Annotated in this window: 8 protein-coding genes; 5 read left to right on the plus strand and 3 right to left on the minus strand. The window is 71.7% G+C overall.

The features are described 5' to 3' along the window. Positions 1–457 precede the first annotated feature (457 nt). Positions 458–1,918, plus strand: a complete 1,461-nt coding sequence (dnaA, locus tag GF068_RS13150) for a chromosomal replication initiator protein DnaA (RefSeq protein WP_153819685.1) — start codon at positions 458–460, stop codon at positions 1,916–1,918. On the opposite strand, the gene GF068_RS13155 is transcribed toward dnaA, so the two are convergent. From GF068_RS13155 to grpE, 3 genes are all read right to left on the minus strand, one after another. Next, positions 1,919–5,836 (minus strand): serine/threonine-protein kinase, encoded by a 3,918-nt coding sequence (locus tag GF068_RS13155; RefSeq protein WP_153819686.1) that lies wholly within the window; start codon positions 5,834–5,836, stop codon positions 1,919–1,921. It abuts the gene before it with no gap. Between the two features lie 71 nt (positions 5,837–5,907). After that, positions 5,908–7,749, minus strand: a complete 1,842-nt coding sequence (gene dnaK, locus GF068_RS13160) for a molecular chaperone DnaK (protein WP_153819687.1) — start codon at positions 7,747–7,749, stop codon at positions 5,908–5,910. Between the two features lie 87 nt (positions 7,750–7,836). Further along, positions 7,837–8,442, minus strand: coding sequence for a nucleotide exchange factor GrpE (grpE, locus tag GF068_RS13165; protein WP_153819688.1), 606 nt, complete (start codon positions 8,440–8,442; stop codon positions 7,837–7,839). A gap of 104 nt (positions 8,443–8,546) precedes the next feature. On the opposite strand from grpE, the gene GF068_RS13170 reads away from it, so the two are divergent. From GF068_RS13170 to GF068_RS13185, 4 genes are all read left to right on the plus strand, one after another. Beyond that, positions 8,547–9,800 carry an aspartate aminotransferase family protein gene (locus GF068_RS13170; RefSeq protein WP_153819689.1) on the plus strand — a complete coding sequence of 418 codons (1,254 nt, stop codon included), beginning with the start codon at positions 8,547–8,549 and terminating at the stop codon, positions 9,798–9,800. Then, entirely contained in the window at positions 9,797–10,762 is a 966-nt protein-coding gene (gene argF, locus GF068_RS13175) for an ornithine carbamoyltransferase (RefSeq protein ID WP_338046364.1), read from the plus strand. Before GF068_RS13170 ends, argF begins: the two co-directional genes overlap by 4 nt. Before the next feature lie 9 nt (positions 10,763–10,771). Further along, on the plus strand, positions 10,772–13,114 hold the full coding sequence (locus GF068_RS13180) for an HAD-IC family P-type ATPase (RefSeq protein ID WP_153819690.1): 2,343 nt from the start codon (positions 10,772–10,774) through the stop codon (positions 13,112–13,114). A gap of 65 nt (positions 13,115–13,179) precedes the next feature. After that, positions 13,180–13,635 (plus strand): Fur family transcriptional regulator, encoded by a 456-nt coding sequence (locus GF068_RS13185; RefSeq protein ID WP_240806906.1) that lies wholly within the window; start codon positions 13,180–13,182, stop codon positions 13,633–13,635. The last annotated feature ends 42 nt before the right edge of the window (positions 13,636–13,677 follow it).

Consider the following 13,677-nt stretch of genomic DNA (forward strand, 5'->3'; position numbering starts at 1 on the left):
TTTTCCTGACGATCGTGAAGGAACCTCCCCGAGGCCTTACGCGGGGGAGGGTTGATCCTGTATTGTCGTTTTCGCGTTCCGTGATGAACCATTGCGCGAAGCTCGAACAGCCCTCCAGGAAATGGGCCGGACGACCCCGCGGGTCGACCCCCTTCCCCGCGTCGGGCGAGCCCCGAGGTGTCGCCGGGCCCCCTGCGGAGCCTGGCCACGCGCGAAAGCAGGCTCCTGATCGTGCCCTTCGTACCCGCAGCGTGTCTCCCCCTCGGCATTCTCGGCACCCTTGGCGCGCTGTGGATATCTTGTGGACGAATCTGGGGGTTTCTCACGGGAAGCGAACTTCCCGTATCGATTCCGCACGATAGCGAGACGAAGCGCTGATGCGGGTTGTGGAAAAACTGGGGGCGATCCTGCGAGAGGATCGCCGCGGCACCGTATTCGCAGCGATTTCCGGGCAGAAATGACCACTTCGAGAGACGAATCGCGAGCGATTTTCGACCGGGCGATCGACCATACGCGCGGGCTCTCCCCTGCGACGTTCGATCAGTGGTTCGGCGGCGTGCAGTTCGACGATCTCACCGACGGGGTCCTCTCGCTCCGGGCGCAGAACGAGTTCGTGCTCGAGTGGGTCAAGACGAATTTTTTGCCCACGATCACCGACAAAATCCGAGAGCTCACCGGCTGGAGCGTCCAGGTCGCCTGGACCATCGACCAGCACCTCGAGGCCCCCATCGCCAACGTCCCGCAGATGCCGCCCGTGCGCCCGCGCTCGCTCGTCGTGCGCCCCTCGACGACGCCGCCGACGCCGCCGCCGCCCGCGCCCCCGAGCGGGCCCCTCGCGGCAGAACCACGCGCCCCGGTGGCCGTCCCTGCCCCCGCGCGACGGCCCGCCCTGCCCGATGATTTGAACCCGAAGCATACCTTCGCGACGTTCGTCGTCGGCCCCTCGAACCAGCTCGCCCACGCCGCCGCGATCGCGGCCGCCGGCGGTGGCGGCAGGCGTTACAACCCGCTCTTCATCTGCGGCGGGACCGGCCTCGGCAAGACCCACCTCGTCCACGCGATCGCGCACCGCGTCCTCGACGAGCGCCCCGGCGCCCGCATCATCTATGTCTCCGCCGAGCGCTTCACGAACGATTTCATCACGGCGATCCAGCACCACCGGATGGACGACTTCCGCGCGAAGTACCGCGTCCACTGCGATCTCTTGCTCGTCGACGACATCCAGTTCCTCGCCGGACGCGAGCAGACGCAGGAAGAGTTCTTTCACACGTTCAACGCGCTCCACGGCCTCGATCGGCAGATCGTGGTCACGAGCGACAAGTACCCGCAGAACCTCGAGCGCATGGAGGAGCGGCTCGTCTCGCGCTTCTCGTGGGGCCTCGTCGCCGACATCCAGGCGCCCGAGCTCGAGACGCGCGTGGCCATCGTGCGCAACAAGGCCGCGCTCGAGGGCATCATCCTCCCCGACGACGTCGCGCTCTACCTCGCCCAGGTGATCCGCTCGAACGTGCGCGAGCTCGAAGGCACGCTGATCCGCCTCGCCGCGAAGTCCTCGCTCACCGGCAGGCCCGTGGACCTCGCCTTCGCCCGCGCCGAGATCACGGCCGCGGCGCCGCGCGCGCAGATCATGAGCGTGGAGGACATCCAGCGCGCGGTCTGCCACCATTTCCATCTGCGCTCGATCGATTTGACCTCCAAGGATCGCCACAAGAGCATCGCCTTCGCGCGACACGTGGCGATGTACCTGTGCAAGCAGCGGCTGAAGGTCTCGTTCCCCGAGATCGGCCGCGCCTTCGGCAACCGCGACCACACGACCGTGATGAGCGCCGTCCGGAAGATCGAGGCCCAGCGCGACACGGACCCCCAGGTCCGCGCCCACCTCGAGGCCCTGGAGCGCAAGCTCGCCGGCGACTCCTGACTAGCCGAGCTTCGCGAGCGCCTCGCGCGCATCGTCGGCGATGAAGCCGTTGCCGTAGGCGTCGGCCATGCGGAGGACGAGCTCGAGCTCGGCCCTCGCCTCGTCCCGCGCGCCGCGCTCGACGAGCAGGGCCGCGAGCAGCGAGCGGCCCTCGAGCGCGTCGGCGTGGTAGCCGCGCGCCTCCGCGTACTTCACGAGGTCGCGGATCCGCGCCTCGGCGCCCGGCTTGCCGCTCCGTCCGTCGAGGTAGGCGAGGTGGACGCGGTTCAACGACGCGATGCGCTCGTAGCCCGCCTCCACGGCGATCTGCAGCGACTCGGTGAGCGTGGCGTAGGCGCGGGGGAAGTCGCCGAGGCGCCGCGTGGTGTCGCCGAGGTTGTGCAGCGACGCCGCCATCTCGGCGCGTAGCCCCGCGGCACGAGCGAGCTCGACCGCGCGGGCCGAGGCCTCCGACGCAGCCCGGAAATCACGCATGAAGGCGTAGACGAGCACGCGCTCCTTCTCGCGCTCGCTCGCGAGCGTGAGGTCGCCGATGGGGCTCTTCGCCTCGGCGCGATCGATGGCGAGCAGGGCCGCCGCAGCGACGCCGGTCGCGGCGCGCACGTGGGCGATCGCCAGGAGGACACGCGGATCCTCGGCCGGCCCCATCGCTTCGAGCCGATCGGCGGCACGCGCCGCGCGGGCAAAGTCTCCGCTGCGCGCCCCGAGGTCGATCTCGGCGACGAGGGCGCGACGCTGGAGCACCTCGTCCTCCGCGGCGAGCTTGAACGCGACGTCGATCTCGGCATAAGCCCGATCGAAGCGGTTCACGGCGCCGAGCGCGCGGGCGACGTCGACGCGCGCCGCGACGCGCTGCTCGAGGGTGCCGGCGGCATCGATACGACGGAGCGCACGCGCGGAAAGATCCTCCAGCGAGGGCGCGGCGCGCACGGGCAGGACCGCGGCGCGGAGCTCACGCAGCCATGTCGCGAGCTCGGTCGCTTCGCGGCGATCGAGGTCGGCGAGGTCGATCGCGCGGAGCATGAGGCGGATGGCGGGCTCGAGCTGGCAGAGGCGCACGCGGTGCAAGGCCGCGCGGGCGTAATAGGTCGCGGCGCGGTCGCGATGACCCGCGTGGTAGAGGTGGCTGCCCACGCGCTCGCCGTGCGCCTCGGAGGCCTCGTCGCCGAAGACGGCGCGGTAGCCCTCGGCGGCCTTGCCGTGCAGATCGCGACGCGCCTCGTGCGGGATCGTGTCGAGGACGATCTCGCCGTGCATGGGCGAGGGAAAGCTCACCTCGGCGGGGCCGGCCGCGCGCAAAAAACCTCGAGCGACGAGCTCGCCGATCCCTCGATCGACAGAGGAAAAACTCTCGCCGAGCAGCGCCGCGAGCACCTCCGTGTGCACCGGATCGCCGAGGATCGCCGCGGCGTTCAGCATGGCGCGCTCGCGCTGCGGCAGGCGACTCACGCGCGCCTCCATGAGCGCGCGCAGCGCTCGTGGCACCGCCCTCGCGCCCTCGAGGCGCAGGCGGACGCGGCCGTCCTCGACCTCCACGGCGCGCGCGTCGAGGAGCTCCTTCAGGAGCTCCTCGATGAAGAGCGGGTGCCCCGCGGCGCGCTCGCGGCAAAACGCGGTGAGCTCCTTCGGCGCCGCGCGTACGCCGATCCGCTCGGCCACGAGCCGCTCGCTCTCCTCGTCACCGAGCGGCCCGAGCGCGACCACGTGGTGACGCGCGAGCGGCAAGAGCACGCCCGGCGGCGCCGCGCGCGTCGAGAGGAGGAACACCGCGCGGATGTTCGACGCCGCGCCCTCGTTGCGGCTCGCCACGCTGGCGATCACCTCCGCCGTCGCGGCATCCATCGCCTGCGCGTCGTCCCACGCAAAGCAGTGGATCCGATCCTCGCAGAGCTTGTGCACCATGCGCGTGAACGCCGCGCGCAGCGCCGTCCCCATCCCGCCCACGGGACGCGACGGCCTGTCGCCGAGCCGCGCGCCGAGCTGACGCAACACCGCCGACGACTCCTCTTCCTGCAGCCCGAGCGCGCGCAGGCGCGGCAAGGTCGCGAGGATCGCCTGCTCGCCGTCGCCCTCCTGCACGCCGCAGAGCACTTGCAGCATCGCCGTGAGCCCGCTCCAGGAGAGCTCCGCCCCGCTCGGCGGGCAGCTCGCGGCGTAAAAACCGACCGACCAGTTGCCGCGCCCGAGCCGCCGCTCAATCTCGGCGAGCAGGCGCGACTTGCCGATCCCCTTCTCGCCGAGGATCGTGATCACCTGCGCGCGCTTGCGGGTCGCGGCCGCGAGGATCTCGCCGATACGACGCAGCTCCTCCTGCCGGCCGACGAACTTGCCGCTCGCCGAGGCCGGAGGGCGCGCCGAGGTGATCACGCGCCCGCCCTCCGGCACCGGGCCCGCCCCGTCGGGCAGCTCGTCGAAGCCGAACGCCGCGCGCACGATCCGCGCCGCCGGATGGGACACCGCGACCTGCTCCGCGACCGCGCGCGCGAGCCCCTGCGCCAGCGCGACGAGCGACCCGAGGCGCGCATCCACGATCGGCACGCCGCGCGCGTCCACGAGGATGCGGCCCACGTGCACGCCCGCCGACGCGCCGCGACCTTTTTGCGCGCGCGCGATCACCAGCGCCGCCCGCACGGCCGCCTCCGTGTCGCGACCGTCGGCGTCCTCGAGCCCGAAGAGCGCCACGACCTGCGACGGCTCCTGCTCCAGGATCACCCCGCCGTACCGCGTGATCACCTCGCGCGCGCCCTCGACGTCGAACGGCAGCGCCGGCACGCGGCTCGTCCCCGCGACGACGAGCACCGTCCCCTCGCGCCGCTCCCCCACGGGCTCCGACAGGTTCGGCGTCGAGGTCCTCTCTGCCGAGACCTTCAGCGACGCCGAGGTCTTCGGCACCTCGACCGGCGTCCGCTCCTGCTCCGCGCCTTGCGGCTCTCCGAGCACCGCGCCCGCCTCGATCTCGGGCACCCGCCTCGCCTCGTCCTGGAAGGTCGCGACGAGCTCCGCGAGATCGTTTGAGCTAAAACGATCTCCGGTTGCATAGAAGTACCCGAGGAGCAGCTCGTGCAGGCGCCCCGCGTCCGGCACGCGCTCCTCGGGCCTGCGCGCGAGCAGCTTGCGCACGATCGCGGCGAGCTCTCGCGGCACGTCCGGCCGGGCGATCTCGAGCGGCGGAGCCTCGGCCGCGCGCACGCGCCGGAGCGTCTCGGCGTCCCCCGCACCGGCGAACGGGTTCGTCCCGGCGACGAGCTCGTAGAGCACCGTGCCGAGCGAGAAGAGATCACTGCGCCCGTCGAGCGGCCCCGCGAGCGACTGCTCGGGGCTCATGTACGAGAGTTTGCCGCGGACGCGCAGCACCGACGCGCCTGCTTGATCGTCTTCCCCCCGGAAGCCCTTGGCCTTCGCGATGCCGAAGTCCGTGACCTTCACCTCGCCTTCCCACGAGACGAGGATGTTCTGCGGCGAGACGTCGCGGTGCACGATGCCGAGCGGCTTGCCTTGCTCGTCGCGCCTGCGATGCGCGTGGTCGAGGGCCTTCGCCACCTCGGCCGCGACGAACACCGCCATCCCGAAAGGAACGGGCATCTTCGCGCGGCGGAAGCGCGCGAGCAGCGTCGCGAGGTCGAGCCCCGCGACGTACTCCATCGCGATGTAGTAGCCCGGCGGCTCGCCCTCCTGCTCGACGCGACCGAGGTCGAAGACCTGCACGATGTTCGCGTGCGAGAGCCGCACCGAGAGCTTCGCCTCGTGCACGAACATCTCGAGCAGCTCGGGCTCGCGCGCGAGCTCCGGCAGGATGCGCTTCAGCGCGAGCGTCTTCTCGAAGCCCAAGGCGCCGAAGCTCTTCGCCTTCCAGACCTCGGCCATCCCCCCGGCCCCGAGCCGCTCGAGGAGCACGTAACGCCCGAACTGTCTCTCCAAGATCGCCCCCCGAGCATGCCCGCGGCGAGGACGGATCCTACCACCTCGCTCGTGCTCGGGGACCCCGATGTTCAGGCGGAGCCGCCGCCGTAGATCACCTCCGAGAGACGGAAGGCCGCGGCCTCGAGCTTGCCGTAGGCGCCCCGCAGATCGCCGCTCGGCGCGTCCTCGTCGAGCAGCTTGCGCAGGATCACGCAGCCCTCGCGCACGCCGGAGAGCGTCGCCTCGTCGACGAGCTCGGCGTACGCCTCGATCGCCTGCTCCGTCGTGTAGAGCAGCGTCTCGGACTGGTTCTCGAGCTCGGCCCGATCACGCCTCTGCGCGTCTTCCTCGCGGAATTTTTCCGCCTCACCGACGAGCCGCTCGACCTCCGACGGAGCGAGCCCGCTCGTCGGCGTGACGCGCACCTTGTGCGCGCGCCCCGTGCCGAGATCCGTGGCCTCGACGTGGACGATTCCATCCTCGTCGATGTTGAAGACGACCTGGATCTTCGGCACGCCTCGCGGCGCGGGCGGGATGCCCGAGAGCTCGAAGCGCGCGAGGCTCTGGTTGTCGGCCGCCATCTCGCGCTCGCCTTGCAGGACGTGGATCGGCACGAACGTCTGTCGATCGAGGCTCGTCGTGAAGATCTCGCCGCGCGAGGTGGGGATCGTGGTGTTGCGCGGGATGAGCCTGGTCATCACGCCGCCGCCCGTCTCCACGCCGAGCGAGAGCGGCGTGACGTCGAGCAGGAGGATCTCGTCGGCCTGCCCGGAGAGCGCCGCGGCCTGGAGCGCCGCGCCCACGGCCACGACCTCGTCCGGGTTCACGCCCTTGCACGGGTCCTTGCCGAAGAGCTCCTTCACGGCCGCCTGCACCGCGGGCATCCGCGTCATGCCGCCGACGAGCACCACGGTCTCGATCGCGCTCGGCGAGAGCCGCGCGTCCCCGAGCACGTCGCGGCACACCTCGATCGTCCGATCGACGAGGTCCTGCGTGAGCATCTCGAGCTCGTTGCGCTGCATGGATCGTTCGAGGTGCAAGGGCGCGCCGTCCGACCCGACCGCGATGAAGGGCAGGTTGATCTGCGTGTCGAGCGAGGAGCTGAGCTCGTGCTTCGCCTTCTCCGCGGCCTCCTTCAGCCGCTGCATCGCCATCCGATCGCCGCGCAGATCCACGCCGAACTCGAGCTGGAACTCGCCGACGAGCATGTCCATCAGGCGCCCGTCGAAGTCCTCGCCGCCGAGGTGCGTGTCGCCGCCCGTCGCCTTCACGTTGAAGACGCCGCCGCTGATCTCGAGGATCGAGATGTCGAACGTGCCGCCGCCGAGGTCGTAGACCGCGATCGTCTCTGCGGCCTTGGCCTTCTTGTCGAGCCCGTACGCGAGCGCCGCCGCCGTGGGCTCGTTGATGATGCGGCGCACCTCGAGGCCGGCGATCTTGCCCGCGTCCTTCGTCGCTTGCCGCTGCGCGTCGTCGAAGTACGCGGGGACCGTGATCACCGCCTCGGTGACCGGCTCGCCGAGGAATCGCTCGGCGGTCTCCTTCATCTGCGCGAGGATCATCGCGCTGACCTCGGGCGGCGAGTGCGCCTTGCCGCGAAGCTCGACCCACGCGTCGCCGTTCTTCGCGGCGAGGATCGGGTACGGCACGAGCGAGGCGGCGCGCATCACGTCGGGCGAATCGAGCTTGCGCCCCATCAGGCGTTTGACCGCGTAGACCGTGCTCTGCGGGTTCGTCACGGCCTGCCTGCGGGCCACCTGCCCGACGAGCCGCTCGCCGCTCGCGACGATCGCGACGACCGAGGGCGTCGTCCGCGCGCCCTCGGCGTTGGGGATCACCTTGACGTCGTTCGCCGACGACGCCGCCGCCACGTCGACGACGGCCACGCACGAGTTGGTGGTCCCGAGGTCGATGCCGACGATCCTTCCCATGGCGGGAGCGAGGATATCAAAGGCGCGCGAAGACGACGGCCCTCGAAGAGGGTTTCACGCGCCTTTCCTCGGACGTCCGCGAAAATCTCAGCTCGCGGCCGCCGCGCCGCCGCCGGGCGGGCCCTTGGACACCACGACCATCGCCGGACGGACGAGGTAGTCGCCCATGCGATAACCGGACTGCACCTCGTGCATCACCACGCCGGCCGGATGCTCGGGCGACTCGATGTGCTGGATGGCCTCGTGCTGCGCGGGATCGAAGGGCTGGCCGACCGCGACGACGCGCTGGATCCCCATCTTCTCCAGCGTATCGAGGAACTGCTTCAGCACCATCCGCAGGCCCTCGGCCACGGCCTTCGCGTCGGCGGTGCCCTCGGCGTGCACGATCGCGCGCTCGAAATTATCGAAGACGGGCAGGAGATCCTTCACCGTGGTCTCCTTGCCCCGCCGGTGCGCGTCGTCGATCTCGCGCCGCGAGCGCTTGCGGAAATTGTCGAAATCGGCCGCCGTGCGCAGGAGCTGATCACGCGTGCGGGCGGACTCGGCCAGCGCATCCGCGAGGCGCTGCTCCACGCTGGGCGGCGGCGGAGCCTGGGGCTCGGCGGCGGCAGACGGCTGCTCGCCGCTCGTCGCCTCGCCGTTCTGACCGTTTGGATCCTGGGCAGACTTCGTCGTGGTCTCGGGCTCGGACATGGGTGCGGGCCACTATAACCTCCCAAGATCGACTGGCAACGCCCCCCCCACAACGGGACGCGTGGCATTTGCCCCGGCGGGGCGGCCGGCGTAGATCGCCTCGCATGACCCTCGCCCCCGCGTACGGAGCCGAGAGCCCCATCGCCGAGCTGCTCGAGCCCGAAGACCTCCTCCCCATCGCCGAGCGACGGCTCGTGGGCAACTACCGCCAGGCCTCGTTCGTCCTCGAGCGCGGCAAGGGATGCGAGCTCTGGGACACCGAGGGGCGTCGCTACCTCGACTTCTGCGCCGGCGTCGCGGTCTGCTCGCTCGGCCACGCCCACCCGCGCCTCGTCGCCGCGATCGCCGAGCAAGCCGCGCGGCTGATGCACGTCTCGAACTACTTCTACAACGCGGAGAACGCGCGCCTCGCCGACGAGCTCTGCAAAAAGAGCGGCATGGACCGCGCCTTCTTCTGCAACTCGGGCGCCGAGGCGAACGAGGCGATGCTCAAGCTCGCGCGGCGCTTCTTCTTCACGAGAGGCGAGCCCGACCGCTACCGCGTCATCGCCTTCGACAACGCCTTCCACGGCCGCACCCTGGGCGCGGTCGCGCTCACCGGCACCCCGAAATACCGCGAAGGGTTCGGCCCTCCGCTCGCCGGCGTCACGCACGTGCCCTACGGCGATCTCGACGCCGTCAAGGCCGCCATGGGGCCGGACGTCGCCGCGATCTTCGTCGAGCCCGTCCAGGGCGAGGGCGGCGTGATCCCGCCGCCGAAGGGCTTCCTCCCCGGCCTCCGCAGCCTCTGCGACGCGCACGGCGCGCTCCTCTGCCTCGACGAGGTGCAGACGGGCATCGGCCGCACGGGCACCTTCCTCGGCTCCGAGCACGACGGCGTCGAGGGCGACGCGATCGCCCTCGCCAAGGGCCTCGGCGGCGGCTTCCCGATCGGCGCGCTCCTCATCAAGGAGCGCTTGAACAGCGCCCTCACGCCAGGCACCCACGGCTCGACCTTCGGCGGCAACCCGCTCGCCTCGCGGGCCGCGCGCACCGTGCTCGCCGTCCTCGACGAGGAGAAGCTCATGGAAGGCGCCGTCACGAAGGGCCAGCGCCTCGCCGAGGGCCTCGCCGCGCTCGCGAAGGAGCACCCCGCCCTCTGCGTCGGACAACGCGGCCGCGGCCTCTTGCAAGGCCTCACGCTCGCGCAAGGCGTCGACACGCGCGCCGTCCTCGGCCGCGCCCGCGCCCACGGCCTGCTCCTCACGGTCGCCGGCGCGACCACGTTGCGCTACACGCCGCCGCTCGTCGTGAGCGAGGCCGAGATCGACGAAGCCATCGCCATCACGGGCCGCGTGCTCGCGGAGATGAAGCCGTGAAGCGTGATCTCCTGCGCCTCGCGGACCTCGGGGACGGCGGCATCGTCGCCATGCTGGATCGTTCGGCATTTTTTGCCCGCGTGCGTGGCAAGCTCGACGAGCACCCGCGGCCGCTCGCCGGCCACGCCGTCGCCCTCCTCTTCGACAAGCCCTCGACCCGCACGCGCCTCTCGCTCGAGGTCGCCACCTACGAGCTCGGCGGTCACCCGATCATCGTCACGCCCGAGTCGACGCAGATGAGCCGCGGCGAGCCCACCGAGGACACGGCCCGCGTGCTCGGCCGCATGGTCTCCGCCGTCACGTACCGCACGAGCACCACGGCGCGCTTCGAGGCCATGGCCCGCGCCTGCCGCGCCCCCGTGCTGAACGCGCTCACCGACGACGCCCACCCCATGCAGGTCCTCGCCGATCTGCACACGACCCGCGAGGCCCGAGGCCGGCTCGACGGCCTGCGCATCTGCTGGGTCGGCGACGCGAGCAACGTGGCTCGCTCGTGGATCGAGGCCGCGGGCCTGCTGAAGCTCGACGTGACGCTCGCGACGCCGCCCGCCTTCGCCCCGCCCTTGCCCGAGGTCGAGGAGGCGCGCGCCCGCGGCGGTCAGATCACCATCACCGACGACGCGCGCGCGGCGGCCAAGGACGCCGACGTCCTGATCACGGACGTGTGGGTGAGCATGGGGCAGGAGACCGAACGCGACTACCGCATCAGCGCCCTCTCGCCCTACCGCATCACGCAGGAGCTCGTCTCGCTCGCCTCGCCCGAGGTCGTCGTGCTGCACTGCTTGCCCGCGCATCGCGGCGAGGAGATCGACGCCGACGTGCTCGAAGGCCCACGCAGCTTCGTGTGGGACGCGGTCGAGTCGCGGCTGCATACGAGCAAGGCCCTGCTCGAGTGGGCCGCGCTCGGGCCTGGCTTCGGCCCGCCGCCCTTCGCTGTCGGCCGCGGCGGCGCGGCAGGCTGAGGCTCGACGTTGCGAGCGCTCGGACCCGTCGCCGATCCCGTGCCCTGCTCGGGGTGCGGCAAGCTGCTCGATCCGCTCCGCGCCGGCCACGTCGCGATCTTCGACAGCAAGTTCCACTTCTTCTGCGATCGCCACGCCTGCCGCGCGTGTTTCCTCGGCGAGCCTCCCGGCGAAGCGGACGGCGCGCGCCCCGCGCGTGTCCCGCTCTCGCTCTTCGCGCCCCGCAGGTCCGAGCCCGAGCCCGCGCGCGGCCAGCTCGACGCGCCCATCGTCCCTTTCCACGCGCCTGCTTCGAGCGACGCCGCGCTCCCCGAGCCGCCCGCGCCCTTCGACGACAGGACCCTCGTCGAGCCCATCGCGCACTCCATCCTCACCGAGGCGCCCTCCCGCATCGACGTGCCCGAGCCGCGTGACATCGGCGCGCTCCTGCTCGTCATCGCCACCATCGCGGGCACGCTCGCCGTCGCGCTCGGCCTCGCGGGCGACGCGGTCCTCGTCATCGGCGCTCGTATCGTCCTCGCCTCCGTCGGCGCGGGCATGCTCGTCGGCCGCGCCGCCACGACCCCGCGCGAGCCCTCCGATCCGCACCCCGCGCCGATCCTCGCGCCCTCGATCCTCTCGCTCGTCCTCGCCACCTTCGCCGCGCTCCGCGCGCATCCGTCCCTCGGCTCCGAGGCCGCGTCGCTCGCCGGCCTCATCGTCACGGCGACGGCCGTCGGCGCATGGCTGCTCGAAGGCGCGCGGCACGCCTCCCTCGCCGAGCGCGCCTTCGTCGCGCAGTCGCTCGCCGTGCCTGGCAGGCGCGCGCCCGACGACGGCTCGGCCGGCGAGATCGCCAAGAAAAAGGTCTTCGACATCTGCCCTGGCGAGCAGGTCCTCGTCGAGCCGGGCGAGGTCGTCCCCGTTGATCTCGTCGTCGGCTCGGGCGAGGTCTTCGTCCTGCCCTGGCTCGGCGCGACCACGCCCGTGCGCAGGCGCGCGGGTGAGCCCGTCGTCGCGGGCGCGAAGGTCGTGCGCGGCAGGCTGCGCGGCACCTGCACCTTCGCCGGCAACGACCGCGCCTTCGCGCGCGTCCTGCTCGATCCGCGCAGGCGCGCCGACGCCCTCGCGCCCATCGCGCGGGCCTCGCGTGCCCTCGCCGAGCGCTGGTCGCTCGCGGCGCTCGTGACCGGCGCGCTCTCGGCCTTCATCGCCGGCGGACGCTCCGCCGTCGAGATCACGATGACCGCCGTCGCCTCCCACGCCGCGCTCGCCACCACGCTCGTCGCGGGTGTCGCCGGCGTGCACGTCGCGCGTGGCATCCTGCACGCCCAGCGCCGCGGCATCGCCTACAAGAGCGAGGGCGCCTGGGATCGCGCCGCGCGCGTCAACGTCGCCGTCTTCTGCGCGCGTGGCACGCTCCTCCTCGGCGAGCCCGAGCTCGCGGAGCTCGAAGCCACGGGCGGCAAGCTCGAGCCGCTCGACGTCCTCTCGCTCGCGGCAGGCGCCGAGCGCGGCGAAGAGCACCCGATCGCGACGGCGATCGTCCGCGCCGCCGTGACGCGCTCGGTGCGCCCCGACGGCGTGCGCAACGCGCATCATGTCCCTGGCCTCGGCGTCACCGCCGTGACGAGCTCCGGCGAGGACCTCTGCGTCGGCAGCCGCGCCCTCCTCCTCGCGAACCGCATCTCCATCGCCGCGGCCGAGCAACGCATCGCCGAGCTCGAGGCCCTCGGCCGCACCGTCGTCCTCGTCGCCGTCGGCGCGCGCCTCGTCGGCATCCTTGGCCTGCAGGACGGCTTGCGCCCTGGCGCGCGCGCGGCCGTGCAGCACCTGCTCGACGCGCAGATCGAGCCTGTGATCATGTCGGGCGACGCGCGCGAGACGTGCGAGGCCATCGGCCACTCGCTCGACGTCGATCACATCCGCCCCGAGGTCCTGCCGACCGAGCGCGCGGCCGAGGTCCGCAGGCTCATCGACGCGGGCATGTCCGTCGCGGTCCTGGGTCATCCTGGCGTCGACGAAGGCGCGCTCGGCGCGGCGGACGTCGCGGTCGCGCTCGGCGCGGCGGGCTCTTCGCCGGGAGACCTCTCCGTCGCGCTCGCCTCGGATGACGTGCGTGACGCGGCGCTCGCGCTCGCCATCGCGCACCGGGCCCGCCTCGAGGCGCGCGTTGGCCTCCTCATCGCCGTCATCCCTGCGCTCGTCGGGGCGATCGCCGTGGCGTTTGGCGTGCTTCCGCCTGCGTATGCGCCGCTCGCCTCGCTCCTCGGCGGGGCGATGGCGGTTTTGCATGTGCGAGCGCTCGACCGCGTGCGGGAGTCGGGGAGCACGCGAGGACATACGTGGGAAAACGGTCCAAGCGACACTTGACGCCCGGAAACGTGGACGGGATAAATGAGGCCATGGTCGCGAGCGTGAGGGAGGAAGCCGTGACCCTGGACCGAGCCGCCGTGGATCGCTTGCGGGCTCGACTCCAGGCGTACATGGCCAAGAAGGGGTTGCGCTCGACCGCGCAGCGGCGGCTCATCGTCGACACCTTCTTCGAGGGCGCGTCGCACATGACGATCGAAGACCTGCTCACCGAGGTCCGCGTGCGCGACAAGGGCATCGGTTACGCCACGGTCTACCGCACGCTCAAGCTGCTCGCCGAGTGCGGCGTGGCCTCCGAGCGCCGCTTCGGCGACGGCCTCAGTCGTTACGAGCTCGCCGACGACGCCAAGTCGCACCACGACCACCTGATCTGCGTCGCTTGCGGCACCATCGTCGAGTTCGAGGAGCCGAAGATCGAGGCGCTGCAGGACGAGATCGCGAGCCGCTACGGCTTCCACGTCACCTCGCACAAGCACGAGATGTACGGCACCTGCGGCGACTGTCAGAAGAAGGTCTCTTGAACGGCGCGCCCCTCCGCCGCGACGAACGCGGGCAGAGGGGCG

Origin of the sequence: Polyangium spumosum (assembly GCF_009649845.1) — a bacterium.
GTDB lineage: Bacteria > Myxococcota_A > Polyangia > Polyangiales > Polyangiaceae > Polyangium > Polyangium spumosum.

What these genes read in the sequence shown, in the direction of transcription:
- dnaK (WP_153819687.1), bottom strand. Translation starts at nt 7,749, where the DNA reads ATGGGAAGGATCGTCGGCATCGACCTCGGGACCACCAACTCGTGCGTG.
- grpE (WP_153819688.1), bottom strand. Translation starts at nt 8,442, where the DNA reads ATGTCCGAGCCCGAGACCACGACGAAGTCTGCCCAGGATCCAAACGGT.
- dnaA (WP_153819685.1), top strand. Translation starts at nt 458, where the DNA reads ATGACCACTTCGAGAGACGAATCGCGAGCGATTTTCGACCGGGCGATC.
- GF068_RS13170 (WP_153819689.1), top strand. Translation starts at nt 8,547, where the DNA reads ATGACCCTCGCCCCCGCGTACGGAGCCGAGAGCCCCATCGCCGAGCTG.